This is a genomic window from Pseudomonas sp. CFBP 13727, assembly GCF_014841915.1.
Classification (GTDB): Bacteria; Pseudomonadota; Gammaproteobacteria; order Pseudomonadales; family Pseudomonadaceae; genus Aquipseudomonas; species Aquipseudomonas baltica.
In genome coordinates, this window is the sequence record NZ_JACYUT010000006.1 from 328710 (window position 1) to 353446 (window position 24737).

Genomic DNA, 24737 nt, shown 5'->3' on the forward strand with positions numbered 1-24737 from the left:
CCGATGAATATCAACCTGACTCTGTGCTGCATGATCGTCGTTTCATTCGGTATCGCGTTGAGCCACGTCTGATTCTGCGCACAGGTGCAACGCGGGCCTCAGAGATTGCCCAGATGCTCGCGCAGGAACTCGATCAACACCTGCACCGGCCGCGATGTCTGTCGATGCTGCGGATACACCGCCGACAACGCTAGCGGCTCGGTGACGAAGTCATCAAGTACGGTCTGCAACTGTCCCGATGTGATTGCCTGCTGGACGATGAACCGAGGCAGGTAGGCGATCCCCATGCCGGCCACGGCAGCCTCGCAGAGCAGTTCGCCGTTGTTGGCACGCAGACGCCCGCCCACGCCGATTACCAACGGTTTGCCGTCCACCTGGAAACGCCACTGTACTTGCCGCGCGTGACCGTAAGGCAAGCAGTCGTGGGCCGCCAGCTCTTGCGGGGTGGCCGGGATGCCGCGTTCAGCAAGGTAGCCGGGGCTGGCACAGTAGACGCGTGCGATGGAGGCAATGCGCCGAGCGATCAGCGATGAGTCTTCCAGCATGCCGATGCGCAGGACGAGGTCGTAGCCCTCGCCGAGCAGGTCGACCGGGCGGTCGCTGAGGTCCATTTCGACCTGCACCTGGGGATAGCGCTGGAGAAATCGCGGCATCAGGGCGCTGAGTTGTGCCATTGCAAACGACAGCGGCGCACTCACGCGCAAGACGCCACGGGGTTCGGCAGCCTGCCCGGCTATGCCCTGCTCGACCTGTTCCACTTCTGCCAGCAGGCGCACGGCCGAGTCGTAGTAGCTCTGGCCCAGGGCGGTCACGTCGAGGCGTCGGGTGGAGCGATTGAGCAAGCGCGCGCCGAGACGGTTTTCCAGCTGCATCAAGCGCCGACTGATGTACTGCTTGGAAATCCCCAACTGCTCGGCAGCGGCGGTGAAGCTGCGTGATTCCAGCACCTGAACGAACAGCCGCATGTCTTCGAAAGCGTTCATCGTCACTCCTTGGTTGACAATGCATTGTGGAACAGCCTTCCGGCCTGAACAACCGCAGTGCCCCCGGACGCGGCTCGCGCCGCTGCTACAGAGATCGCAAGCTGCATCCGGGAACACCGCACAGAGCCGGCCCGAGCATCTGTAGCAGCGGCGCGAGCCGCGTCGGCAGGCGCCGCACAGAGCCGGTCCGAGCATCTGTAGCAGCGGCGCGAGCCGCGTCGACAGGCGCCGCACAGAGCCGGTCCGAGCACCTGTAGCAGCGGCGCGAGCCGCGTCGGCAGGCGCCGCACAGAGCCGGTCCGAGCACCTGTAGCAGCGGCGCGAGCCGCGTCGACAGGCGCCGCACAGAGCCGGTCCGAGCATCTGTAGCAGCGGCGCGAGCCGCGTCGACAGGCGCCGCACAGAGCCGGTCCGAGCATCTGTAGCAGCGGCGCAAGCCGCGTCGGCAGGCGCCGCAATGCGTCAGGCCAAGGGTTTTCGATAAGCGGGCGAACCTGCCGGGGGTTGCACAGTCACACCCTTTAGCCCGTCGTTGAAGCTCAACGGCGCTCGTGCGGAAAGCGATAGAAAAACGCTCCCGCGCCCGTTTCCCATCGTCGCCATCGACGGAGCCGTCGGAGCAGCCTCTTGATGAATAGTCTTTCCCAGCACGCCGTGCCCGTCATCCCCCTGCACGACCTGCTGCAACGCTTCAACCAGGTGCGTCGCCACAGCGAACACCTGGCCAGCCCGCTCAGCGCCGAAGACATGGGCGCACAATCGATGCCCGACGCGAGTCCGGCCAAATGGCACCTGGCGCATACCACCTGGTTTTTCGAAACGTTTCTGCTGGCCGAGCAACTGCCGCACTACACGCCCTTCGATCCCGATTTCTGCTACCTCTTCAACTCCTACTACGAAGCCGTCGGACCGCGCCAGCCGCGTCCACAACGTGGCCTGATGACCCGTCCGGGGCTCGACCGGGTACGCGCCTACCGCGCCCATGTCGACCAGCACATGCAAGACCTGTTGAGCGGCGACCTTGCGCCGGAAATTTACGCACTGATCGAACTGGGCCTGTCCCACGAGCAACAGCATCAAGAGCTGTTGCTGATGGACATCCTGCACTTGTTCAGCCTGTCGGCGCTCAAACCTGCCTACGACCCGGCATGGCCCGTCGACGCAACCGGCCAGCGTGGCCGGTTCGTCGGGCATGCCGGCGGATTGGTGGAGATCGGTCACGCGGGCGATGGCTTCGCCTTCGACAACGAAGGCCCGCGGCACAAGGTATTCGCCCAGGCATTCGAAATCGCCGATCGCCTGGTCACCAACGGCGAGTGGCTGGAATTCGTCGAAGCCGGTGGCTATACCCAGGCGGGGCTGTGGCTGGCAGACGGCTGGGCGACGGTCCAGGGCGAAGGCTGGCATGCGCCGTTCTACTGGCAGCAGGACAACGCCGGCAACTGGCAAGAGATGAGCCTGCGCGGACTGCAACCCCTGCAGCTCGACGCCCCTGTGGTGCACATCAGCTATTACGAGGCGGCAGCCTTCGCCCAATGGGCCGACGCACGCCTGCCCACCGAAGCGGAATGGGAAATTGCCGCCGGCACCGGGCAACTGCAGCAGCTCGACGATGTGGCCTGGCAATGGACGCAGAGCGCCTACAGCGCCTACCCCGGTTTTCAGCCGGCAGTCAGCGCCGTGGGTGAATACAACGGCAAGTTCATGATCAACCAGATGGTGCTGCGCGGCGGCGCCAGCATTACCCCGGTCGGCCACAGTCGCCCCACCTATCGCAACTTTTTCGGCCCGGCCTGCCGCTGGATGTTCTCGAGCCTGCGCCTGGCGCGCGACGTGACACCGTACAGCGCCCGCAACGATGGCAGCGACGAGTTCGCTCGCGATGCAGTGACCGGGCTGTCAGCCCCACAGAAGTCTATTTCACCCAAGTATTTCTACGATACCCAAGGCTCGCAGCTGTTCGAAGCCATCTGCACCTTGCCCGAGTACTATCCAACGCGTGCGGAAACTGCCCTGCTGACCGAAATCGCGCCGCAGCTTGCTGCGCTGATCGCCGAAGATGCAGCGCTGGTCGAATTCGGCGCCGGTGCCTGCGACAAGGTACGTCTGTTGCTGGATGCCGTGCCGCAGATCGGCCTGTACGTACCGATCGATATCTGCAGCAACGCGCTGGAACGGGCCGGCGCCCAGCTGCGCCAGCGCTACCCTGCCCTGCGCATCGCCCCGCTGGTCGATGATTTCACCCGTGCCCTGCACCTGCCGGAGGAAACCCGTGGCCACCCGCGCGTGGGCTTCTTCCCGGGTTCGACGCTGGGCAACTTCACCCGCCCGCAGGCCGTGCGTTTTCTGCGTTCGGCCCGCGAGCTGCTGGGGCCCGACGCGCGGTTCATCATCGGGGTCGACATGGTCAAGGACATCGCCACCCTGGAGGCTGCCTACGATGACGCTGCGGGGGTTACGGCACGCTTCAACAAAAACCTGCTGACGCGCATGAATCGCGAGCTCGACGCCGACTTCGACGAACAGGCCTTCGACCATTTGGCGGTATGGAACCCCGACTACGAACGGATCGAAATGCACCTGGTCAGCCGCAAGGCGCAACAGGTTCGTGTGGCGGGACGCACGTTCGCCTTCAAGGCAGGGGAACGGCTGCACACCGAGAACTCGCACAAGTTCACCGTGCAATCCTTTACCGAACTGGCCGCCGCGGCCGGCTGGGAGGTCAGCGACCAATGGGTCGGTGAGTCGCCGCAGGTGGCGCTGTTCTGTCTGCGCTGATCCTGCTGCAGCGCATCATGAGTGAGGAACGCCATGAGCAAGGCATTGGAGGAGTACAACCGCAAGCGTGACTTCGATGCCACCCCGGAGCCTTCGGGCGGCGCACGCAGCGGCAAGCGCGGCAAGGCCGCTCAGGCCCTGCAGTTCTGCATCCAGAAGCACGACGCCAGTCACTTGCACTATGACTTTCGCCTGGAACTCGATGGCACCCTGAAAAGCTGGGCGGTGCCCAAGGGTCCGTCGCTGGACCCGAAGGCTCGACGCCTGGCCGTTCATGTCGAAGACCACCCGCTGGATTACGCCAGCTTCGAAGGCAACATTCCCGAGGGGCACTACGGCGCCGGCGACGTGATCGTCTGGGACCGCGGCACCTGGATCCCCGAGGGCGACCCTCGCCAGGGCTATGAAAAGGGCAAGCTCAAGTTCGTGCTGCAGGGCGAGAAACTGGCTGGCGCGTGGAACCTGGTCAAAACCCATATGCCTGGCAAGCGTGAGCAGTGGTTCCTGATAAAGTCCAAGGACCAGGCCGCGCGTCCCTTGGCCGAATACGATGTGCTGGAGGCCCAGCCCGACAGCGTCCTCAGCGAGCGCACCCTCGTCCCGCGCAAGCGCAAAAGCAAAGTATCGACCAAGACGTCCGACAAATCCGTGGCCAAGCCGGCAGCCAAACCCCGGGCCACTGGCAAAGGTGTGCAGCTGCAAGGCGCACGCGCCGCTGCGTTGCCGGCCAGCCTCAAGCCTGAGCTGGCGACCTTGGTGGACACCGCCCCGGACGGTGACTGGCGCTACGAGATCAAGTTCGACGGTTACCGTATCGTTGCGCGCATCGAAGACGCCGAGGTCCGCCTGTTCACGCGCAACGGCCACGACTGGACCGCCAGGATGCCGCGCCAGGCCAAGGCACTTGCGGCCCTGGGCTTGCAGTCGGCCTGGCTGGACGGTGAAGTGGTCGTGACCAACGAACAAGGCGTGCCGGATTTCCAGGCTCTGCAGAATGCCTTCGAAGAGCAACACAGCGGCGACATCGTCTTCTACCTGTTCGACATGCCTTACCTCAACGGCATGGACCTGCGCGAAGTGCCTGTCGAGCAGCGCCGCAGTGCCTTGGCGAAGGTACTGGAAGCCAACGAGGACGATGCCCTGAAATTCTCCGACGACTTTGCCGACTCGGCCGAATCCCTGCTCGCCAGCGCGTGCCAGATGAACATGGAGGGGCTGATCGGCAAGCGTGTCGGCAGCCCTTATGTCTCGCGGCGCAGCAGTGACTGGATCAAGCTCAAGTGCAAGCGGCGCCAGGAGTTCGTTATCGTCGGCTACACCGAGCCCAAGGGCAGCCGCAGCGCATTCGGCGCCTTGCTGCTGGGCCTGCATGACGCCGACAGCGGCGAGTTGCGCTTTGCCGGCAAGGTCGGCACCGGCTTCAGTGAAGCCACGCTGCGAAGCCTGCACGCGCAGCTGCAGTCGCTGGAAACCGACGAGCCGGCGCTCGGCAACCCGCCCAAGGGCGCCGACGCACGTGGCGTGCACTGGTTGCAGCCAACGCTTCTGGCGGAAGTGGCGTATGCCGAAATGACCCGTGACGGTGCCGTTCGCCATGCGGTTTTCCATGGTTTGCGCACCGACAAGCCCGCCAGGAAAATCACTGCGGACAAGCCGGCTGCGAAAGCCAGCGACCCCCCTCGACTCGTGAAGCCGAAAAAGACACCTCGCAAGGCGGCTACCCAGGCAGACGACGCAGACCTGGTCGGTCAGGTGCGCATCACCCACCCGGAACGGGTGATCGATGCCGCCAGCGGTACTACCAAGATGCAACTGGCAGAATACTACGGACGCATTTCACCCTGGTTGCTGCCGCACCTCAAGCAGCGTCCGGTGGCGCTGGTACGAGCGCCCGACGGGGTGGGCGGCGAACTGTTCTTCCAGAAGCACGCAGGCCATCTGGCGATCCCGCACATCGTCACCTTCGACAAGAAAGAGGCAGGCCAGGCCGCCATGGTCATCAACGACGGCCAGGCACTGCTCGGCGCGGTGCAGATGGGCACGCTGGAGCTGCACACCTGGAACGCGACCACCAAGGATTTCGACCATCCGGACCGGTTCGTGCTCGACCTGGACCCCGATCCAGCCCTGCCCTGGAAAAGCATGGTCGAAGCCACCCAATTGACCCAGACCCTGCTCGACGAACTGGGCCTCGCATCGTTTCTCAAGACCAGCGGCGGCAAAGGCATGCACGTGGTGGTGCCGATCACCCGCAAGCTGGGTTGGGACGAGGTCAAGGCGTTCAGCCGCGCCGTGGTCGAGCACATGGCCAGGCTGATGCCGGAGCGCTTCAGCGCCGTGTCCGGCCCGAAAAATCGTGTCGGAAAGATCTTCATCGACTACCTGCGCAATGGCCTCGGCGCGACCACGGCCTGCGCCTACGCCGCACGGGCGCGTGACGGCTTGCCGGTTTCGGTTCCGGTCACCCGTGACGAAGTGGCACATATCAAGGGTGGCGACCATTGGAACATCGACAGCGTGCTCGAACGCCTGGCAGAAATGGATGACGATCCGTGGGCGGATTTTTTCACCACCCGCCAGAGCATCACCGTTGCGATGCGCAAGAAGCTCGGGCTCGATTGAGCACACCCTCACCCGGCAGCAACGCCGCTCAGCTGCCGCGGTAGGTGGAGTAGCTGTAGGGTGAAAGCAGCAGGGGCACATGGTAGTGCGCCTGGGTGGCGTCGATGCCGAAGCGCAGCACGATCTCGTCGAGAAAAGCCGGCGCAGCCATGAGCGTGCCACGGGCACGGTAGTAGTCGCCTCCGGCAAAATGCAGCTGATAGACGCCCGAACGGTAGTGCTCGCCTTCGAGCAACGGCACGTCGCAACGCCCGTCGGCATTGGTCACGGCCGTTGCCAGCAGCTGCAGCTGCTCGCCCTCGACCCGGTACAGGCGCACTTGGATGGCGTTACCAGGGCACCCATGTGCGGTGTCCAATACATGTGTGGTCAAGCGTCCCATGGTCGATGTTCACCTGATGAAGGGGTGCGTTCAGCGCGCACCGTGGTAGAGCGGGAACGGACTATTCGCGCCGAAACGGGGCATGGCGCGTGGCACGTTGCAAAGGAGCCGAACCAAAAATGCCGGAAGATCCTTATTGCTGACCGACCGGGCAGGTTTTTTGCAAGACTCTGGGCAAGTGCTTCTGCAAGGATGAAGCCATCTATCCGCCAGTTACGCGAGCTTACAAATTGCCCATGCCGATGTATACAATCCATTCAAGCGCGAAGCGGGCCCTTCCCGGGTGCGTCGTCGAGCCCGTTCTGCCACGCACAGAAGGAAGCCTGCGGTGAGCCCCGACTACCCCCGCGACCTGATCGGCTACGGTGACACGCCCCCTCATCCGCAGTGGCCGGGCCACGCCCGCCTTGCAGTGTCGTTCGTGCTCAACTACGAAGAAGGCGGCGAACGCAACGTGCTGCATGGCGACAGCGAGTCCGAGGCGTTCCTGTCGGAAATGGTCGCGGCTCAGCCGTTGCAGGGCCAGCGCAACATGAGCATGGAATCGCTCTATGAGTACGGCAGCCGCGCCGGCGTGTGGCGCGTGCTCAAGCTGTTTCGCAACGCCGGCATTCCCTTGACGGTCTTTGCCGTGGCCATGGCGGCGCAGCGCCACCCCGAGGCCATCCGGGCCATGGTTGCCGATGGCCATGAAATCTGCAGCCACGGCTATCGCTGGATCGACTACCAGAACATCGATGAAGCGCAGGAGCGCGAGCACCTGCGCGAAGCCATTCGCATCCTCACCGATATCACTGGCCAGCGACCGCTGGGCTGGTATACCGGTCGCACCGGCCCCAATACCCGGCGCCTGGTCATGGAAGAAGGCGGTTTTCTCTACGACAGCGACGCCTACGACGACGACCTGCCCTACTGGCAACCGGGCAGCGATGCGCGCCATGGGCATCTGGTGATCCCCTACACGCTGGACACCAACGACATGCGTTTCACCCAGGTGCAGGGTTTCAACAAGGGCGACGACTTCTTCGAGTACCTCAAGGACGCCTTCGACGTGCTGTATGCCGAAGGCGCGGACGCGCCGAAGATGCTCTCGGTAGGCCTGCACTGCCGCCTGATCGGCCGCCCCGGACGCCTCGCATCGCTCAAGCGCTTCATTGACTATGTCCAAAGCCATGAGCAGGTGTGGTGCGCACGGCGCGTGGACATCGCCCGGCACTGGCAGACCGTTCACCCCTACCCAGGCAGCCTTCGCCCATGAGTCACTTCCGTACCCTGCAACCCTCACGGCTAAGCCGCGCCGGTTTCATCTCCGCGTTCGGGGATATCTACGAGCACTCGCCCTGGATCGCCGAGCAGGCTTTCGAGCGCCTGCCGGTGGACCGCCGCAACGACATCGAGGCAGTGCATGCCTGCATGAGCCAGGTGGTGGCCGACGCCGACCGTGCCAGGTTGATGGCATTGATCAATGCGCACCCCGATCTGGCCGGCAAGGCTGCGGTGCAGGGCCAGCTCACCGCCGCCAGCACCCAGGAGCAGGCCGGTGCCGGCATCAGCCAATGTACCCCCGAGGAGTTTCAGCGCTTCACCGAGCTCAACGATGCATATCGTGCCCGCTTCGGCTTCCCGTTCATCATGGCGGTCAAGGGCAGCGACCGGCAGCAGATCCTGGCGGCGTTCGAGACGCGTATCGGCCACTCTCCCGAAGACGAATTCAGCTGTGCATTGCGCGAAATCGACAAGATCGCCCTGTTTCGTCTGCAAGCGTTGTAACCGCTGCAGCCATGCCATCGCGCCCGCCGCGATTTTCCTCTCACCACCGTTCAAGGCAGACCCGCATTCATGAAAGCCTACGCCGCACCGTTCCAGAAATACGTCAACCTGGCGGATGCCCGCCTCGGTACCCGCGCCATTTCGGTGACCGATGATTGGTTCGCCGACGTCAACCGGCTGTTCCAGCCCACCCCGGCGGTGTGGAAGGAAGGCGTGTTCGACGACAACGGCAAGTGGATGGATGGCTGGGAATCGCGGCGCAAGCGCTTCGAAGGCCATGACACGGCGGTGATCCGCCTGGGCGCGCCGGGCTCGATCAAGGGTGTGGACATCGACACCTCGTTCTTCACCGGCAACTTCCCTCCCTCGGCGTCACTGGAAGCGTGCTTCATCAGCGAAGGCGAGCCCGATGACCAGACGCAGTGGGTCGAGATCCTTGGCGCGGTGGAACTGCAGGGCAACAGCCATCACTACCACAGCATCGACAACGACAGCGCGTTCAGCCATCTGCGCTTCAACATCTACCCGGACGGCGGCGTCGCGCGCCTGCGCGTATACGGCATCCCTTTTCGCAGTTGGTCGAGCGTCAGCGACGAAGAGCCATTGGACCTTGCCAGCGCGCTCAACGGTGGACGCGCGCTGGCCTGTTCGGACGAGCACTACGGCAGCATGAGCAACCTGCTCAATCCCGGCCGCGGGGTCAACATGGGTGACGGCTGGGAAACCGCACGCCGACGCACGCCGGGCAATGACTGGGTCATCGTGGCCCTGGGTCACGCCGGGGTGGTGACGCAGGTGGTGGTCGACACCTTGCACTTCAAAGGCAACTACCCCGACAGCTGCTCGATCCAGGGCGCATTCGTCAAAGGTGGCACCGACAGCCAGATCGAGACCCAGAGCCTGTTCTGGCGCGAGCTGCTGCCCAGCCAGAAACTGCAGATGCACCAGGAACACAGCTTCGCCGAACAGATCAAGGCGCTGGGGCCGATCACCCATATCCGCCTGAACGTGTTCCCCGACGGGGGCGTGAGCCGCCTGCGCGTACTGGGTACCCTGGCCAGGTAGCCGGCTCGGCATCCGCTCGGCTGCCCAGGTGGATCGACCACCCAGGCAGCGTTAATCAACGACGAGGCCCTTCATGCGTACATTGACCATCGAACCCCTGAGCAAAGCCGCATTCGCCCCTTTCGGCGACGTCATCGAAACCCAGGGCAGCGCGCACTTCCTGATCAACAACGGCTCCACGCAACGCTTCGATCGCCTGGCCGACGTGCAGCTTGGCACTGCGCAGGATCAGGCCGTGATCAGCATCTTTCGCGCCCAGGCCCTGCCGATGCCGCTGACCGTGCGCATGCTGGAACGCCACCCGCTGGGCAGCCAGGCGTTCATCCCGTTGCAGGGCAAGGCGTTCCTCATCGTGGTGGCCCCGGCCGGTGAGGTGCCGCACAGTGAAGCAGTGCGAGCTTTTCGTAGCGATGGGCATCAGGGCATCAACTACCATCAGGGCGTCTGGCACCATCCGATATTGGCCTTGGCCGATGACGATGACTTCCTGGTGGTGGACCGTAAAGGCCCTGGCAATAACTGCGACGAGTTCTTCTTCGAAGAGCGCGATTCATTGTCCCTGGATCCCTTACGGTAATTCTTGCCACGCATGGCTCGGCACCTCTGTAGCAGCGGCGCGAGCCGCGTCCGGCGTCTACGTGCTGTTTCAGATAGGCCACAGCGCCGGTGACGCGGCTTGCGCCGCTGCTACAGGAAAGCGCGGCGCAGGCGCTTGAGGCCTTCGTCGATATCGGCAAGCCCCGGCGCGGCGAACGACAGGCGAATGCTGCTTGGGTCGGGGTCGTGGGCATAGAACGCGCTGCCCGGCACGAACAGCACCTTCTGCTCGATCGCGCGCGGCAGCAGCGCCTTGGCGTCCAGCCCGTGACGGCAGCGGCCCCAGACGAACATTCCCCCAGCAGGCGGGCTGACCTCCAGGTATTCGGCCATCGGCTGCAGCCCTGCCAGCATCCGCTCGCATTTCTTCCGGTAGCCCTCGGCCAGGGCCGGCAAAGCCCGCTCCAATGCCCCCGCCGCAAGGTAGTTGGCCGCGATGCGCTGCGCCCAGGGCGAGGTGCACAGGTCCACGGTCTGCTTGGCCACCAGGCAGCGCTGGCGGATCGCCGCAGGTGCCACCATCCAGCCTACCCGCAGCCCTGGCGCCAGCACCTTGGACAGACTGGACAGATGGATCACCCGGCCCTCGGCGCCCTCGACCTGGCGACTCAGTGCCAGCAGCGACGGCACGTCCTCACCGGCGAAACGCAACGCACCGTAGGGATCGTCTTCGACCAGCAGAAAATCGTGCGCGACCGCCAACTTCAATAGTGCCAGGCGTCGCGCCAACGGCAGGCAGGCCCCGGTAGGGTTGGCGAAGGTCGGTACGCAATACAGCATGGCCACATCGCCGGGCGTACGCTGGGCGAGTTGTTGCGCCAACGCGTCGGTGTCCAAGCCGTCGGCATCGGTCGCCGCGCTGAGCACCTGCGCCCCGGCCAGGCGCAACGCCTGCAGCGCTGCTGGATAGGTCGGGCATTCCACCAGCACCGTGGCGCCGGGTACCAGCAGCACCTTGAGCAACAAGTCGAAGCCTTGCTGCGAGCCGGTCGTCACCACCATGTCGTCGGTCTTCACCGCGGCGCCGCGGCGCTGCATCAGCTCCGCCAGCTGTTCGAGCAGAGCGGGCAGGCCTTCGGTGGCGGCGTATTGCAGGCAGTCCAGGGGCGTTTCGCGCATGGCCTGCTCTGCGGCGTCACGCAGGCCGGACTGGTCGAAGAACGTCGAGGCCGGATAGCCGCCGGCGAAGGAAATCATGCCCGGCAGCGACAGGTACTTGAACAGCTCGCGTATGGCCGAGCCTGTGGGGTTTTCGAAGGCTGGGGTGAAACGGTAGTCCAGGGCCATGACAATGCTCGACGACGGATGTGCCGAAAGTATCGAGGCGGGCGAATACTCGTCACAAGCGAGGATATTTCCAGATGTCATGCCATTTGGTGCTGACAACGCGCAGGCGAGAAAAACACGGCTCGCCCCTGGTCCGCCGCGCATGGCTATCGCCAGACGGAACGCACACCACTATCATGACTCAGATACTCATGGCACCGCGCCACTGGACTAGACATGTCGCGTCGAATCTGGGGAAATGCGCGCCCTTGTCCGCAGGCCTTCACCCATGCCCATTGTCGAATGAATACGTCTTCGCGCCGCATCATCTGTGAACATTGTGATTCGCTGTTCGAATCGGTGACGCTGGCCCATGGTCAAAAAGCCGAATGCACGCGCTGTGGCGCGGTGCTCGAACGCGGCCATCGCCTGAGCATCCAGGCGCTGTTCGCCCTCGCCTTGACTGCAGCCATGCTGTTCCTGCTGGCCAATGCCTTCCCGGTGATCAGTATCAGCATGGAAGGCCTGAGCAACCAGGCCACCCTGCTCGCTTCGGTCGAGGCGTTGGCCCAAGGGCGCATCACGCCCATGGCCGCCGTCACCGGGCTGACCATCATCCTCGCCCCGCTGTTGCAGATCTGCCTGCTGTGCTGGTTGCTCGGGTTCGCCACTGCAGGACGCGCCGCGCCCGGCTTTCGCACCTGCATGCGAGCCCTGGAACACCTGCGCCCATGGAGCATGCTCGAAGTCTGCCTGTTGGGCATTCTGGTCGCCATCATCAAGCTGGCCGGCATGCTCGACGTGCATCCTGGCGTCGGCCTGTGGGCGCTGGGCATGGTCACGGTGCTGCTGATCCTGATTTCGGGCAAGGGCATCCGCCGGCTCTGGGATGACCTGGAAGGACAGCTGCGATGAGCGAGCCGGTCTACGCCCGACAAGTCGGCCTGGTGCTGTGCCACACCTGTGGGCATATCTGCCAGACAGGTGAACATCACTGCCCGCGCTGCCACTCCACAGTCCACGCACGCAAGCCCGACAGCATTGCCCGTACCTGGGCGCTGCTGATCGCGGCCCTGATCCTGTACATCCCCGCCAACCTGCTGCCGGTGATGCGCACCAACATGTTCGGCAATGCCAGCGAAAACACCATCATGAGTGGTGTCATCGAGTTCTGGCACGGCGGCTCGTGGGACATCGCCGTGCTGATCTTCTTCGCCAGCGTGGTGGTGCCCTGCATGAAGTTCATGATCCTGGGCACGCTGCTGATAACCTGTCAGCGCAAGAGCCACTGGGCCATGCGCGAGCGGGCCCGGCTGTATCGCTTCATCGAGTTGATCGGCTATTGGTCGATGCTCGACGTGCTGGTGGTGGCGCTGGTGGCCGCGCTGGTGCAGTTCCGTTCGCTGAGTTCCATCGACCCGTTGCTGGGTATCGTGTTTTTCGGTCTGGTGGTGGTACTCACCATGCTTGCCGCCATGAGTTTCGATCCCCGGCTCATCTGGGATGTAGAGGTTGAAGATGTCTGATCGTCCAGGTTCCACCCCCCCGTCCCCTGCCGCTGCGCCGGCGGTCAAGACGCGTCGTTTCAATGTCTCGCTGGTGTGGATCGTGCCGATCATCGCCGCCGTGGTGGGCGCCTCGATGCTGATCAGCAACGGCCTCAATGCCGGGCCGCAGATCGAGATCAGCTTCCAGACCGCCATGGGCCTGGAAGCCAACAAGACCCAGGTCAAATACAAGAACGTGGTGATCGGCCAGGTGACCGCCATCGCGCTCAGCGACGATCGCAGCCATGTGGTGGCCAAGGTTGACCTGAACAAGTCCGCCGAAGGCTTCACCGCCGAAGATTCGGTGTTCTGGGTGGTGCGCCCGCGCATCGGTGCCAATGGCATTTCCGGCGTCGACACCCTGCTTTCCGGTGCCTTCATCGGCGCCGACGCGGGTAGCGCCGAGGAGCGCAAGAAGCAGTTCGTCGGCAAGGAAACACCACCGCCGATCACCTATGGCGAGCAAGGCAAGCGGTTCACCCTGCACACCGAAGACCTGGGTTCGCTGGACATCGGCTCGCCGGTCTACTATCGCCGCATCGAAGTCGGCCAGGTGGTGTCGTACCAACTGGCCGAGGACGGCAAGGGTGTCGACGTGGAGATCTTCGTGCATGCGCCCAACGACAAATTCGTTACCACCGACACGCGCTTCTGGAACGCCAGCGGCATCGACCTGACCGTGGGTGCCAGCGGCCTGAAGGTGAACACCGAATCGCTGTCGACCATCCTTGCCGGCGGTGTCGCTTTCGTCGAGCCCAAGTACAGCCCCAACGCGACGCCGGCCACCGAACGCTCGCGCTTCGACCTGTTCGGGGATCAGGAAACCGCACTGGCACCGCCCGACGGTGATCCACGTTACATCAGCATGAACTTCAACCAGTCGCTGCGCGGCCTCACGGTCAATGCGCCGGTGGAGTTCATGGGCGTCAACATCGGCCGCGTGGTCTCGGTCAACCTGGACTACGATGCCAAGACCAAGAGTTTTCCCAGCGTGGTCGGCGCGGTGATCTACCCGGATCGCCTGGGCAAGGCGCACGAAAAGCTGCTCAAGCAGATGGGCACCGAGGACGACGAACGTTCGGCCCAGCTGATGTCAGCCTTCGTCAAGCAGGGCCTGCGCGCCCAGGCTCGCAGCGCCAACCTGATCACCGGCCAGTTGTATATCTCGCTGAGCTTCATACCCAATGCCACGCCAGTGGCCTTCGACATGGCCGCTCGCCCGCTGCGCATCCCTACGGTGCCGGGCAGCCTGGACAAGGTTCAGGAACAACTGCAGGGTGTGGTCGACAAGATCAGCAAGCTGCCACTCGACGAGATCGCCACCAACCTCAATGGCAGCCTGAGCGAGATGCAGAAGACCCTGCGTCAGGTCAATGCCGAGGTGCTGCCGCAGATGCGCGGCACCCTGCAACAGACGCAAAAGACGCTCGCCGCGGCGAATTCGACGTTTGCCGACGACTCGCCGGAGCGCCAGCAGCTGAGCCAGGCCATGGACGAAGTTCAGCGCACCGCGCGCTCGGTGCGCGTACTGACCGACTTCCTCAGCCGCAACCCGGAAGCGCTGATCCGTGGCCGCACCAAGCAGGGCGAGCCGGACGCCTTCCGCAGCCCGAGCAATACTTCACGTGAAATCCAACCGGAAGCTCAACCATGATCAAACGCACCCTGATGCTGGCCGCAAGCCTGGGCCTGAGTGCCTGCAGCTCGCCGGTCACCCACTACTACACGTTGCAGGACACCGCACCAAGCACCCCGGCCCGCCTGGCCGCGCCGTCGTTCCAATTCGAGATGCTGGGCGTGCGGATGCCGGTGCAGGTCGATCAGCCCCAACTGGTGGTGCGGCAGAATCAGGGCAACCTCGCCATTCTGGAAAACGATCGTTGGAGCGCGCCGTTGGCCGATGAGTTTCACGATGCCCTGACCGATCGCCTCGAACGCCAGCTGGGCACGCGAGACCTGGCCGGGTTACCCAAGGACCCACAGCGCCCGGTGCTGTCGTTGCAGACCGACGTGCGGCGCTTCGACTCGCTGCCGGGGCAATATGCACTGGTCGACGTGGTGTGGAGCCTGGGCCTGCGCGGGGGTGCGCAGCCGCGCCGTAGCTTGACCTGTGCGAGTCAGATCCGCGAAACGGCGGGAGTGGAATTGAGCAGCCTGGTGGTGGCACACCAGCGCGTGATCGATCAATTGGCGAAGCAGATCGCGACGACTGCTCGCCAGTGGGTGCAGGGCAGCGGCGCTTGCCCTAGCTGACAGCGCGCGGCACGGTGGCCAGGGCTTTCTCGACACCGTCGAGCAACTGCCCCAGGGTCCAAGGCTTGCGCACGAAGCTGACGGGAATGGTCACGCCGGAGCTTTCCGGTGTTTCGTGCCCCGACATGATCATGATCGGAATCTCGGGCCAGGTCTGTGCCGAATAGTTGGCCAGGCCTGCGCCGTTCATGCTGCCCGGCATCAGGATATCCGTCAGCAACAAACCCACTTCGTTGGAATGCTGGTTCAGAAACGCGAGGGCATGATCCGCAGATTCGACACCCTCGGTCTTCCAACCCTCGTCGGTCAGCAGCTCGCAGACGAATTCGCGAATCACGGCTTCGTCTTCCACCACCAGAACCAGGTTCGCTCCCTTGGAAGCGCCGTCGATGCGCGGCGAATCAGTCATTGCCAAATCCTTCTGTGTACTTGAATTGATTGAGGAAAGTAACCGCCGCGATGGCGACTCCCACACTCAGGTTAGGAGAGCGGAAAAGCCTGCGAATTCCATTTGTCGAGGTTGCGCCGACGAACGGTAACCCGCCCGCCTGCCGCGACCGCCGCAACGGCGATCAGCACGAGGTCACAAGTTCGATTCCGCTGCAGGCATGGGCGAGCCGAGCCGCACATTCCAGACTGTCAGCGCCCGCGCCATGGATAACGTAGAGCACATCGCCCGGCGCCACTTGTGTGCCCTTGTCTACCTTCAGGTCGATGCCGGCGCCCTTGTGCCGGGGCGCCCCGGCGCACCGTGCGATTTCCGCCAGGCGCCAGCCGTCGAACCGGGCCACGTGGCCTGCGCAGGGTGCACGGACGGCGCAGGTCAGCGCGCTGGGCATCACCGGCACCCTGCGCCCCTGGGCGTCGATCATGCGCTCGAACGCGGCAAGGGCGCAGCCTTCGTCCAACAGCTGCTCGGCGCGTCGCCGACCCGCGGCGACGCTGCCGACCTGCGGGTCCCAGGCCAGAATCTGCGCGGCAAATACCAGGGCTTTCTCGCGCAGGTCGGCCGGTGCCTGCACAGCGCCTTCAAGCACCCAGCGTACATCACGCACTTCGAGCGCCGGCCCGATACCGCGCCCCACCGGCCGCGACCCATCGGTGACGAGCGCCACCACGGTCAGGCCCAGCAACGCACCGACCTGCTCGAACAGCTCGCCCAGTGCCTGCGCTTGCTCGCGGCTTGCAAGCTTGGTACGCGGGCCGAACGGCAGATCGACGATGACATGGGTCGAACCGGCAGTCAGTTTCTTGGACAGAATGGAGGCCACGGCCCAACGTGTGGAGTCGATGCGCAGCGGGCGTGTGATGGTATTCATCACCTCATCGAGATGTGAATGGTTGAGGCGACCGTTCCAGGCAATGCAGGCGCCGGTGTCGGCCACGCACTGACGCACTTGCGCAGGCGTCAGTTCCACTTCGGCGAGGACTTCCATGGCGTCGGCCGTGCCGGCCGCCGAAGTGATCGCCCGCGACGAGGTCTTGGGCATGGCCAGCCCATGCGCCGCAACGATCGGCACCACGATCAGGGTAATCCGGCTACCGGGGACGCCGCCCATCGAGTGCTTGTCGACCACCATGGGCCGGTCCCAGCGCATGATCGGTGAAAATCGCGTGCGCACCCTGGCCAAGGCCATCACCTCGGCATCCGACAGGTGCTGGCTGGCACTCACCAGGAAGGCGCCGATCTCGCTGTCCGTATAGCGACCCTCGATGATGTCGCGCAACAACGATTCGTACTGCGTTTCGTCCAGCGCGTGACCCTGGACCTTGCGCGCCAGCAGTGGATGGCTGGTCGGCAGCCCGGCGTGACGTCGGGCGACGCTCTGCACGGCATCGATGAAACCTTCGATGCCAGCGGCCAGTGTGCCGTCGTTGTCGACGCGCAGGGTTTCGATGTCCGCCGGCAGTGTGTCCACCTGACGCAGCCCCCGCGCACTGGCCTGCTCGGCGGTCTCCCGCCCGCGTCCCAGAATGCGCGCGGCAAGCACCTCTGGCGCGGCAGTGACCTCGATCACCACCAGATGCGGCACACGCGCCGCGGCCTCGCGGATCATCCTGCGCGAACCGTTGGCGATGACGTGGCCACCCGCCTCCAACACCTGCAGCAGATCGGCAGACAAGCCATAGCTCAGGCCGTGGGCATGCCAGCTGAGCAGGAACTCGCCGGCCGCGACGCTGGCCTGGAACTGCTCGGCAGTCACTCCCGTGTGGTCTTCGCCGGGTGCGCCGCTTGGGCGGGTGATGGTGCGCCGGGCGAACAGGTACCGACCGCTGCCGCCCAGTCGGGCGCGGGCACCTTCGATGAGCGAGTCCTTCCCCGCTCCGCTTGGGCCGACTACAAAGAAAAAAATGCCCTGCGCCATAGAAGAAGATGCTCCGCCTTGCCCGGACCGATGCCGTCCGGCGTATGGCCGGATCGAGCGTGTGGATGAAAGCGACGCGGCGCGAACCTGCTCGCCGACGCCGGCAGTCTACGCGATTATTTGCGCCCCAGGCTGGCACCCGTGCTGCATGCATCGAGCGCAACGATTATCATCGCCACGCACCGAGCAGTGCGGCGTTCGCGGCATGGACCGCCCCTACCAGGGTCCCCGTTCATCCGTAGGAGCGGTCATCGACCGCGAAACAGGCGCTGCGGTGTATCGGACAGACCGCGGCGCGGCATTCGCGGCCACGGACCGCTCCTACGAGGGTCCGCATTCATCCGTAGGAGCGGTCATCGGCCGCGAAACAGGCGCTGCGGTGTATCGGACAGACCGCAGTTCGGCGTTCGCGGCCACGGACCGCTCCTACGGGGGTCCGCGTTCATCCGTAGGAGCGGTCATCGGCCGCGAAACAGGCGCTGCGGTGTATCGGACAGACCGCAGTGCGGCGTTCGCGGCCATGGACCGCTCCTACGGGATACATCCCGACTTTCTCAATGCTTCAGGAGTTCTTGCATGTCATCCATCTCCGGCCTGCCCGAGCACGCGAGCGCCGAAACGTACCGCAAGATCGTCTGGCGGTTGATCCCGTTCCTGTGCTTCTGCTACCTGGCCTCGTACCTCGACCGCATCAACGTGGGCTTCGCCAAACTGCAGATGCTCGACACCCTGCACATGAGCGAAACCGCCTACGGACTGGGCGCAGGCCTGTTCTTCGTCGGCTACATCCTGTTCGAGGTGCCGAGCAACCTGGTGCTGCAGAAGGTCGGCGCGCGCCTGTGGATCGCGCGCATCATGATCAGTTGGGGCGTGCTCTCCGGGCTGACCATGTTCGTCACCAGCCAATGGCATTTCTACCTTCTGCGGTTTCTGCTGGGCGCCGCCGAAGCCGGGTTTCTGCCGGGCGTGCTGTTCTACCTGAGCCAATGGTTCCCGTCGTACCGACGCAGCCGCATCATCGCCCTGTTCATGATCGGCCTGCCGTTGTCGAGCCTGATCGGCGGCCCCCTTTCCGGCTGGATCATGGGCAGCTTCGACGGTGTCGGCGGCCTGCATAACTGGCAGTGGCTGTTCCTCCTCGAAGCCATTCCCACTGTGATACTGGGCGTGCTCTGCCTGGCCATCCTGCCCAATGGCATTGGCGATGCAACATGGCTGAGCGAGCGCGAGAAACACCAACTGCAGGCGGTGCTGGCCAGGGACGAGAGCGAAAACCGCGGCGGCCACTCGTTTCGTGCAGGCTTTTTCGACATCAAGGTGTGGATGCTCGGCGGCATCGATTTCTCGATTCTGCTGAGCGCCTACGCTATGGGGTTCTGGCTGCCCACGTTCATTCGCAATGCCGGGGTGGCGAATGCCGGCGACATCGGCCTGCTGGTCGCCATTCCCAGCCTTGCCGGGCTGATCGGCATGCTGGCCATCGGCGCCAGTTCGGACCGATACCGCGAGCGGCGCTGGCACATCATCGTGCCTTTCATCGTCGGCGCCGCAGCGATGTTTCTCAGCACCTTCTTCACCCAGAACGTGGCGATCACGGTCCTGCTGTTCTCGGTGGCTTCGCTGGCCATCATTGGCGCAGTGCCGGTGTTCTTCAGCCTGCCGGCGACCTTTCTCAAGGGCACCGCAGCGGCCACCGGTTTCGCCCTGGCCTGTTCGCTGGCCAACATTGCCGGTCTGGTCAGCAATTCCCTGATGGGTGTGGTGATGGATCGCTTCCACAGCCCGCAGATTGCCCTGTGGATCTTCGCCGCCTGCCTGCTGCTCAGTTGCCTGCTGGTTCTGGCACTGCCGGCCAAGACCGTCAATCGCTGAGGGTGAGTGACCCGCGAGCGACTAGCCAGCAGTCTAAGCTAAGATCCAAAAGGTATTTACAGTTGGTTTTTTAGATCATTTAGGCTTGGGGTCCGGCGTGCCAGCCGGCCCCCTGCCAAGGAATGATCGTCATGACCCTGTTCTCACGCCTGTCCAAACCCCTGCTGGCTGCCGCCGTGCTGCTGGCCGCCCTCGGCAGCACCGCCCAGGCCGCAGCCCCCGCCGAGGTTCGCCTGGACTACGCCTACTACTCGCCCACCAGTCTGGTGCTGCGACATTTCGGCTGGCTGGAGAAAGCCCTGCCCGGTACCAAGGTCGACTGGGTGCTCAGCCAAGGCAGCAATCGTTCCCTGGAATACCTCAACGGCGGCAGTATCGACTTCGCATCGACCGCCGGCCTTGCGGCGGTGCTGAGCCGCGCCAATGGCAGCCCGATCAAGACCGTGTACATCGCCAGCCGCCCGGAATGGACGGCCCTGGCCGTGCGCAAGGACTCGCCGATTAAGGGCGTGGCCGATCTCAAGGGCAAGAAGATCGCCGCCACCAAAGGCACCGACCCTTTTCTGTTCACCTTGCGCAGCCTGCAGCAGGCTGGGCTGAGCAAGGGTGATGTGGAGCTGGTCCACCTGCAGCATGCCGACGGCCGCGTTGCTCTGGAACGTGGCGATGTCGACGCCTGGGCCGGGCTCGACCCGTTGCTGGCGGCCAGCCAATTGCAGGCTGGCTCACAGTTGCTGTATCGCAACATCGAGTTCAACAGCTACGGGGTGATCAGCGTCACCGAAACATTCGCGGCAGAACACGCCGACACCGTCGAGCAGGTCATCAAGGCCTACGAGCAGGCACGTACCTGGGCGCGGGAGCATCCCGACGATCTGGCAGCGCTGCTGGCCAAGGAATCCGGCTTGCCGCTGGATGTGGCCAAGCTGCAGCTGTCGCGTACCGACTTCAGCGATGCACAGCCAGGCCCCAAGCAGGTCGAAGCCCTCAAGGCTGCCGCACCGATCCTGACCGCCGAAGGCCTGGTGCGCAAAGGCGTGGACGTCAACGAGGTGGTCGATCGCCTGATCGAGCCGCGCTTCAGCGCGCAAGTCATCGGGAAGCCATGAATTCATGAGCACTTCGGAAAAAGCCCTGCCCAGGGGCGCCGCATCGTCCCCTGGGCGTGTATCGACGGCCTGGCGACGCGGCGCCAAGGGCTGGCTGCTGCCCTGCATGATCGTCGCAGTGCTGGAAGTCGTGGTGCGGGCCGGCTGGATTCCCGCCTACCAGATGCCGGCGCCCAGCGATGTGGCACTGACGCTCGCCGAACTGGCGCAGGGCGCGCTGGGCAAGCACGTGCTCGCCAGCGTGGGCCGCGTGCTGGCAGGTTTCGTCATCGGTGCGTCGCTGGCCCTGGTATTTGCCGCGTGGGTGGGCCTGAGCCGAGAAGCCGAAGCCTATCTGGAGCCGACCTTCGCGGGTCTGCGCGCCATACCGAGCCTGGCCTGGGTGCCCTTGTTGCTGCTGTGGCTGGGCATCGACGAGACGTCCAAGATCGTGCTTATTGCCATCGGTGCGTTTTTTCCGGTGTACGTCAACGGCGTTGCCGCCATTCGCAACATCGACCGCAAGCTGGTCGAGGTCGGCCAGATGTATGGTTTCAACGCCCGCCGACTGACCGTGCGTATCCTGTTGCCGGCAGCCATGCCGGGATTGTTCACCGGCCTGCGCAGCGGCCTGAGCATGGCCTGGATGTTTCTGGTCGCCGCCGAATTGATTGCCGCGACCAAAGGCCTGGGTTACCTGCTCAGCGACGGACGCGAAACCTCGCGACCGGATATCGTTCTGGCAGCGATCCTCGCCCTAGCGGTGCTCGGCAAGCTCAGCGATGGCCTGCTTGCGGCCCTCGAGCGACGCTGCGTCAGCTGGCGCGATGCATTCACCGGTGAAGCCTCGGGGAACCGCTCATGAACGATGCCCTGTTGAGCCTCCGTGTCCGGCGCAAAGCATTTGGCGACACGGTGGTGCTCAAGGACCTGGAACTGCAGTTGCAACCCGGTGAGCGGGTCAGCCTGCTGGGGCCCAGTGGTTGCGGCAAAAGTACGCTGCTGCGCATCGCCGCAGGGCTCGATCGGGACTACACCGGTGAGCTCGACAGCGCGGGCGACTCCGTAGCGTTCGTGTTCCAGGAACCGCGGCTGATGCCTTGGCTGAATGTAGAGCGCAACATCGGCTTTCACGATGATGGGCATTATGACCCGGCCTGGGTGCGGCAGCTGATAGACGAAGTGGGACTGGGCGGGTTTGCCAAGGCGCTGCCCAAGGCATTGTCTGGCGGCATGGCGCAGCGGGTGGCGATCGCCCGTGGGCTTTATTCCAGGCCCAAGGTGTTGCTGCTGGACGAGCCGTTCAGTGCCGTGGATGCATTCACCCGAATGAAGCTGCAGGATTTGTTGCTGGACTTGGCTGAGCGCCATGACATCGCGTTGTTGCTGGTGACTCATGACGTGGATGAAGCGCTATATCTGAGTGATCGGGTGTTGGTGATGGGGCATCGGGCTACTGGTATTGGCAGTGATATCGAGGTTGGGCTGACACGGCCGAGGGATCGGCGTGATCCTGTGTTTGCGACGTTGAAGGTGCAGGCGTTGACGCAGCTGCAGGTCGCTCATGTGGTTTGATCTTTATGTACGGCTGGAGCGCCTCTTCGCGGGCAGAGGGCTCGCCGCCCGCCCCGCTCCCACAAGGGTCCCGGGTGGACTTGGGAGTATGTGGGAGCGGGCTCTGCCCGCGAAGAGGCCCGAGCGGACAAAACAAGGACCGCCAACCGGGCGCAGCATTACAGAATAGGCTTGCCCCCTGTCACCGCATAGCGCGAACCAGAGATATAGCTGCTCTCATCAGACCCGAGCAACACATAGATAGGCGACACCTCCACCGGCTGCCCCGGGCGACCCAGCGGGGTTTCTTCGCCAAAGGTCTTCACTGCGTCCGGCGGCATCGTCGCCGGAATCAATGGCGTCCAGATCGGGCCCGGTGCCACGCTGTTCACGCGAATGTTTTTCTTGCCCAGCAACTGCGCCAGGCCCGCGGTGAAGTTGGCAATCGCGCCCTTGGTGGTCGCGTAGGGCAGCAGGGTCGGCTTGGGCATGTCCGAGTTGACCGAGCTGGTGTTGATGATCGAACCACCCGACGGCATATGCGGCACTGCTGCCTTGCAGATACGAAACATCGCCGTGATGTTGATATCGAAGGTACGCACCCATTCCTCGTCCGGAATCTCGTCCAGGGTTTCGTGGCTCATCTGGAACGCGGCGTTGTTGACCAGAACGTCGATACGGCCGAAACGCTCGACAGTCTTCGCCACGATGGCCAGGCACTGCTCTTTCTCGGCCAGATCGCCTGGCAGCAGCAGGCACTGGCGTCCGGCTTCCTCGACGTAACGGGCAGTGTCCTTGGCGTCCTCATGCTCATCGAGGTAAGAGATCACAACGTCAGCGCCTTCGCGGGCATAGGCAATCGCCACAGCGCGGCCAATGCCGCTGTCGCCACCGGTGATCAGGGCGACCTTGTTGGCCATCCGTCCTGAGCCCTTGTAGCTGGTTTCGCCACAGTCGGGAACGGGATTCATCTTCGACTGCGTGCCAGGTACCGATTGCTGCTGCGGCTCGAACGGCGGAGTTGGATAGTTGGCCATGGGTATCTCCATAGGTTGGCAAAAAAAGGGGCGCAAAAAATGCGTTGCGAAAACATCCCTCGAAATGGATACGCGTGCAAAGTCGACTTCCTTGTCGGCGCAAAAGTTTGTTTTTTTTGTGCGGCGCCTGTGCAGGCGTGATTGCAGACGCAAGGAATCTCTCGCGCCTGACCGAGTCACAATGGCGTAACCGATGCATTTTCATTCAGCAGTCAGAGAGGCATTCATGAGCAACGTCGAACTTGAGCACGAAGTACTCACCCGTTTGCTGCACGCGCATCCCCACGGCCTGGGCAAGGAAATTCTCGACAATTACCGCGGCGAGAAGGCAGTGGCCGGAATGATCAAGACGCTGCAGGAAAAAGGCCTGATCCAGGGCAAGCCGGTCACGGTCGAAGACCACGAACCCGCGCTCGAATACCCGATAAAACTGAGCAGCGCAGGCGTCGACGCCGCGAAGAAACACGATGCGGAGAAAGGCAGCAACCCGCACGCCTGACGATCAGGTAGCGCAGACCTTCAACCCGATCGAACAGCAAAGGGCATCGAGCGTACTCGATGCCCTTTGTCGTGAAGGGGCTTTATTCGGGAAGAAGTAGTACTGACAGGTGAACGGTCACGCGCAGGTAGCGGCCTTGACGAATATCAGCTGCAGGAAGCGGCTGATGTGATCATCCTGCGCATAGGCGTCGGCCAGGCAGGCGCGAGCCTTGTCCAGGTGTTCCTGCAGGCGCCGCTTCACTTCATCCTCACCGCACAGCGCCATGAAGGTCGACTTGCCGTCGTCCTTGCCCTGGTCCTTGGCTGTGGCTGGGCTGTGATCATGAAGATCGTCGTACAGTTGGAAGGCCTGCCCCAGTTCCAGGGCAAAGCACTGCAGCACGGCGCGTGTAGGCGGTGGTGCATCGCTGATCAGGTAGGCCATGTCCATGATTGCGCTGAACAGCACGCCTGTCTTGAGGTTGTTGGTGGCGGCAATTTCCTCTGCGGTGCGCGGGTGCAGGCCTTCGCGCAGGTCTTGCAGCTGACCCCGGGCCAGACCTTGAGCACCGATGGCGTTGGCCAGTATTTCCACCAACTGGGTTCGAATCGAAGGCTTCAGCCCGTCGATGCCCGCCACCACGGCGAAGGCCCGCGACAACAGCGCCACTGCAGCCAGAATGGCAACGTCTTCGCCAAACGCCAGATGCGTGGTGACACGGCCCCGGCGCAGCCTGGCGTCGTCCATGCAGGGCATGTCATCGAGCACCAGCGATGCGGCGTGGACCATTTCCACCGCGCAGCCCAGATCCAGGGCCGCCTGGTCGCTGGCCCCCAAGCCGTTCGACGCCAGGATCAACAGGATCGGACGCATGCGCTTGCCCGGCGCCAGGGCACCATCGCGCATCGCCGTGGCCACGAGGTCGCGCTCATTGCTCGCCGTGGGCAGCAAGGCGTCCAGGCGCGCTTCGATGGTCGTGCGCAACAAGGCCATGTGCTCGGTGAAACCGCTATCGCTGGTCGCAGACGTGTCAGCTGTCATCGTTCCCTCTGTTCTTGTTTCGAGTCCTGCGGCCG

22 protein-coding genes are annotated in these 24737 nt (G+C 63.8%); 15 read left to right on the forward strand and 7 right to left on the reverse strand.

What is annotated here, in order from left to right; genetic code table 11:
* Nucleotides 1-98: 98 nt before the first annotated feature.
* Nucleotides 99-983 carry a LysR family transcriptional regulator gene (locus IFT76_RS19170; RefSeq protein ID WP_122477402.1) on the reverse strand — a complete coding sequence of 295 codons (885 nt, stop codon included), beginning with the start codon at nucleotides 981-983 and terminating at the stop codon, nucleotides 99-101.
* 630 nt (nucleotides 984-1613) lie between these two features.
* Here IFT76_RS19170 and egtB point away from each other — a divergent pair.
* Nucleotides 1614-3761: an ergothioneine biosynthesis protein EgtB gene (gene egtB, locus IFT76_RS19175; protein ID WP_192059831.1), complete on the forward strand. Its 2148-nt coding sequence runs from the start codon at nucleotides 1614-1616 to the stop codon at nucleotides 3759-3761.
* Between the two features lie 33 nt (nucleotides 3762-3794).
* Nucleotides 3795-6383: a DNA ligase D gene (ligD, locus tag IFT76_RS19180; protein ID WP_192059833.1), complete on the forward strand. Its 2589-nt coding sequence runs from the start codon at nucleotides 3795-3797 to the stop codon at nucleotides 6381-6383.
* A 28-nt stretch (nucleotides 6384-6411) separates the two neighbouring features.
* Here ligD and uraH read toward each other — a convergent pair whose 3' ends face one another.
* Nucleotides 6412-6765: a hydroxyisourate hydrolase gene (gene uraH, locus IFT76_RS19185; protein ID WP_122477396.1), complete on the reverse strand. Its 354-nt coding sequence runs from the start codon at nucleotides 6763-6765 to the stop codon at nucleotides 6412-6414.
* 328 nt (nucleotides 6766-7093) lie between these two features.
* Between uraH and puuE the strand changes: the two genes are divergently transcribed.
* The 4 genes from puuE (at nucleotide 7094) to IFT76_RS19205 (ending at nucleotide 10177) form a co-directional block, all read left to right on the forward strand.
* On the forward strand, nucleotides 7094-8023 hold the full coding sequence (puuE, locus tag IFT76_RS19190; RefSeq protein WP_192055561.1) for an allantoinase PuuE: 930 nt from the start codon (nucleotides 7094-7096) through the stop codon (nucleotides 8021-8023).
* A complete protein-coding gene (gene uraD, locus IFT76_RS19195) occupies nucleotides 8020-8535 on the forward strand; it encodes a 2-oxo-4-hydroxy-4-carboxy-5-ureidoimidazoline decarboxylase (RefSeq protein ID WP_192059835.1) in 516 nt (171 codons plus the stop codon). The genes puuE and uraD overlap by 4 nt, the downstream gene beginning before the upstream one ends.
* A gap of 69 nt (nucleotides 8536-8604) precedes the next feature.
* Nucleotides 8605-9600: an allantoicase gene (gene alc / locus IFT76_RS19200; RefSeq protein WP_122477391.1), complete on the forward strand. Its 996-nt coding sequence runs from the start codon at nucleotides 8605-8607 to the stop codon at nucleotides 9598-9600.
* Nucleotides 9601-9673: 73 nt separating this feature from the next.
* Nucleotides 9674-10177 carry an ureidoglycolate lyase gene (locus IFT76_RS19205; protein WP_192059836.1) on the forward strand — a complete coding sequence of 168 codons (504 nt, stop codon included), beginning with the start codon at nucleotides 9674-9676 and terminating at the stop codon, nucleotides 10175-10177.
* Nucleotides 10178-10287: 110 nt separating this feature from the next.
* Here the strand turns inward: IFT76_RS19205 and IFT76_RS19210 are convergent, their stop codons facing one another.
* A complete protein-coding gene (locus IFT76_RS19210; protein ID WP_192059838.1) occupies nucleotides 10288-11484 on the reverse strand; it encodes an aminotransferase-like domain-containing protein in 1197 nt (398 codons plus the stop codon).
* Nucleotides 11485-11766: 282 nt separating this feature from the next.
* Here IFT76_RS19210 and IFT76_RS19215 point away from each other — a divergent pair, with 282 nt between their 5' ends.
* From IFT76_RS19215 to IFT76_RS19230, 4 genes are read left to right on the forward strand one after another with little or no spacing between them, the layout of a single operon-like run.
* Nucleotides 11767-12378 (forward strand): paraquat-inducible protein A, encoded by a 612-nt coding sequence (locus tag IFT76_RS19215; protein ID WP_192059840.1) that lies wholly within the window; start codon nucleotides 11767-11769, stop codon nucleotides 12376-12378.
* A complete protein-coding gene (locus IFT76_RS19220; protein ID WP_192059842.1) occupies nucleotides 12375-12989 on the forward strand; it encodes a paraquat-inducible protein A in 615 nt (204 codons plus the stop codon). The genes IFT76_RS19215 and IFT76_RS19220 overlap by 4 nt, the downstream gene beginning before the upstream one ends.
* A complete protein-coding gene (locus IFT76_RS19225; RefSeq protein ID WP_122477383.1) occupies nucleotides 12982-14664 on the forward strand; it encodes a PqiB family protein in 1683 nt (560 codons plus the stop codon). The genes IFT76_RS19220 and IFT76_RS19225 overlap by 8 nt, the downstream gene beginning before the upstream one ends.
* The gene (locus tag IFT76_RS19230) at nucleotides 14661-15263 is read left to right on the forward strand and encodes a PqiC family protein (RefSeq protein ID WP_192059844.1); all 603 of its coding nucleotides are present in this window, start codon (nucleotides 14661-14663) and stop codon (nucleotides 15261-15263) included. The genes IFT76_RS19225 and IFT76_RS19230 overlap by 4 nt, the downstream gene beginning before the upstream one ends.
* Here IFT76_RS19230 and IFT76_RS19235 read toward each other — a convergent pair.
* Together IFT76_RS19235 and phnN are read right to left on the reverse strand one after the other, a co-directional pair.
* Nucleotides 15256-15672, reverse strand: coding sequence for a response regulator (locus IFT76_RS19235; RefSeq protein WP_122477379.1), 417 nt, complete (start codon nucleotides 15670-15672; stop codon nucleotides 15256-15258). The genes IFT76_RS19230 and IFT76_RS19235 overlap by 8 nt on opposite strands.
* 163 nt (nucleotides 15673-15835) lie before the next feature.
* Complete coding sequence (phnN, locus tag IFT76_RS19240; protein WP_192059846.1) at nucleotides 15836-17629, reverse strand: phosphonate metabolism protein/1,5-bisphosphokinase (PRPP-forming) PhnN; 1794 nt, start codon at nucleotides 17627-17629, stop codon at nucleotides 15836-15838.
* Nucleotides 17630-18205: 576 nt separating this feature from the next.
* Between phnN and IFT76_RS19245 the strand changes: the two genes are divergently transcribed.
* From IFT76_RS19245 to IFT76_RS19260, 4 genes are all read left to right on the forward strand, one after another.
* Nucleotides 18206-19501 carry an MFS transporter gene (locus IFT76_RS19245; protein WP_122477376.1) on the forward strand — a complete coding sequence of 432 codons (1296 nt, stop codon included), beginning with the start codon at nucleotides 18206-18208 and terminating at the stop codon, nucleotides 19499-19501.
* 131 nt (nucleotides 19502-19632) lie between these two features.
* Nucleotides 19633-20610 carry an aliphatic sulfonate ABC transporter substrate-binding protein gene (locus tag IFT76_RS19250; protein ID WP_192059848.1) on the forward strand — a complete coding sequence of 326 codons (978 nt, stop codon included), beginning with the start codon at nucleotides 19633-19635 and terminating at the stop codon, nucleotides 20608-20610.
* Nucleotides 20611-20614: 4 nt separating this feature from the next.
* Nucleotides 20615-21454, forward strand: coding sequence for an ABC transporter permease (locus IFT76_RS19255; protein ID WP_192059849.1), 840 nt, complete (start codon nucleotides 20615-20617; stop codon nucleotides 21452-21454).
* The gene (locus IFT76_RS19260) at nucleotides 21451-22164 is read left to right on the forward strand and encodes an ABC transporter ATP-binding protein (RefSeq protein WP_192059851.1); all 714 of its coding nucleotides are present in this window, start codon (nucleotides 21451-21453) and stop codon (nucleotides 22162-22164) included. Before IFT76_RS19255 ends, IFT76_RS19260 begins: the two co-directional genes overlap by 4 nt.
* A 158-nt stretch (nucleotides 22165-22322) precedes the next feature.
* Here the strand turns inward: IFT76_RS19260 and IFT76_RS19265 are convergent, their stop codons facing one another.
* Nucleotides 22323-23180, reverse strand: a complete 858-nt coding sequence (locus IFT76_RS19265; protein WP_122477369.1) for an SDR family oxidoreductase — start codon at nucleotides 23178-23180, stop codon at nucleotides 22323-22325.
* A gap of 226 nt (nucleotides 23181-23406) precedes the next feature.
* Between IFT76_RS19265 and IFT76_RS19270 the strand changes: the two genes are divergently transcribed.
* Entirely contained in the window at nucleotides 23407-23679 is a 273-nt protein-coding gene (locus tag IFT76_RS19270) for a hypothetical protein (RefSeq protein ID WP_122477368.1), read from the forward strand.
* A 117-nt stretch (nucleotides 23680-23796) separates the two neighbouring features.
* Here the strand turns inward: IFT76_RS19270 and IFT76_RS19275 are convergent, their stop codons facing one another.
* Nucleotides 23797-24702 carry a polyprenyl synthetase family protein gene (locus tag IFT76_RS19275; protein ID WP_185793039.1) on the reverse strand — a complete coding sequence of 302 codons (906 nt, stop codon included), beginning with the start codon at nucleotides 24700-24702 and terminating at the stop codon, nucleotides 23797-23799.
* Nucleotides 24703-24737: the final 35 nt, after the last annotated feature.

Coding starts and splice junctions, on each gene's coding strand:
- IFT76_RS19170 (WP_122477402.1), bottom strand. CDS start 983: ATGAACGCTTTCGAAGACATGCGGCTGTTCGTTCAGGTGCTGGAATCA.
- egtB (WP_192059831.1), top strand. CDS start 1,614: ATGAATAGTCTTTCCCAGCACGCCGTGCCCGTCATCCCCCTGCACGAC.
- ligD (WP_192059833.1), top strand. CDS start 3,795: ATGAGCAAGGCATTGGAGGAGTACAACCGCAAGCGTGACTTCGATGCC.
- uraH (WP_122477396.1), bottom strand. CDS start 6,765: ATGGGACGCTTGACCACACATGTATTGGACACCGCACATGGGTGCCCT.
- uraD (WP_192059835.1), top strand. CDS start 8,020: ATGAGTCACTTCCGTACCCTGCAACCCTCACGGCTAAGCCGCGCCGGT.
- alc (WP_122477391.1), top strand. CDS start 8,605: ATGAAAGCCTACGCCGCACCGTTCCAGAAATACGTCAACCTGGCGGAT.
- IFT76_RS19205 (WP_192059836.1), top strand. CDS start 9,674: ATGCGTACATTGACCATCGAACCCCTGAGCAAAGCCGCATTCGCCCCT.
- IFT76_RS19210 (WP_192059838.1), bottom strand. CDS start 11,484: ATGGCCCTGGACTACCGTTTCACCCCAGCCTTCGAAAACCCCACAGGC.
- IFT76_RS19215 (WP_192059840.1), top strand. CDS start 11,767: ATGAATACGTCTTCGCGCCGCATCATCTGTGAACATTGTGATTCGCTG.
- IFT76_RS19220 (WP_192059842.1), top strand. CDS start 12,375: ATGAGCGAGCCGGTCTACGCCCGACAAGTCGGCCTGGTGCTGTGCCAC.
- IFT76_RS19225 (WP_122477383.1), top strand. CDS start 12,982: ATGTCTGATCGTCCAGGTTCCACCCCCCCGTCCCCTGCCGCTGCGCCG.
- IFT76_RS19230 (WP_192059844.1), top strand. CDS start 14,661: ATGATCAAACGCACCCTGATGCTGGCCGCAAGCCTGGGCCTGAGTGCC.
- IFT76_RS19235 (WP_122477379.1), bottom strand. CDS start 15,672: ATGACTGATTCGCCGCGCATCGACGGCGCTTCCAAGGGAGCGAACCTG.
- phnN (WP_192059846.1), bottom strand. CDS start 17,629: ATGGCGCAGGGCATTTTTTTCTTTGTAGTCGGCCCAAGCGGAGCGGGG.
- IFT76_RS19245 (WP_122477376.1), top strand. CDS start 18,206: ATGTCATCCATCTCCGGCCTGCCCGAGCACGCGAGCGCCGAAACGTAC.
- IFT76_RS19250 (WP_192059848.1), top strand. CDS start 19,633: ATGACCCTGTTCTCACGCCTGTCCAAACCCCTGCTGGCTGCCGCCGTG.
- IFT76_RS19255 (WP_192059849.1), top strand. CDS start 20,615: ATGAGCACTTCGGAAAAAGCCCTGCCCAGGGGCGCCGCATCGTCCCCT.
- IFT76_RS19260 (WP_192059851.1), top strand. CDS start 21,451: ATGAACGATGCCCTGTTGAGCCTCCGTGTCCGGCGCAAAGCATTTGGC.
- IFT76_RS19265 (WP_122477369.1), bottom strand. CDS start 23,180: ATGGCCAACTATCCAACTCCGCCGTTCGAGCCGCAGCAGCAATCGGTA.
- IFT76_RS19270 (WP_122477368.1), top strand. CDS start 23,407: ATGAGCAACGTCGAACTTGAGCACGAAGTACTCACCCGTTTGCTGCAC.
- IFT76_RS19275 (WP_185793039.1), bottom strand. CDS start 24,702: ATGACAGCTGACACGTCTGCGACCAGCGATAGCGGTTTCACCGAGCAC.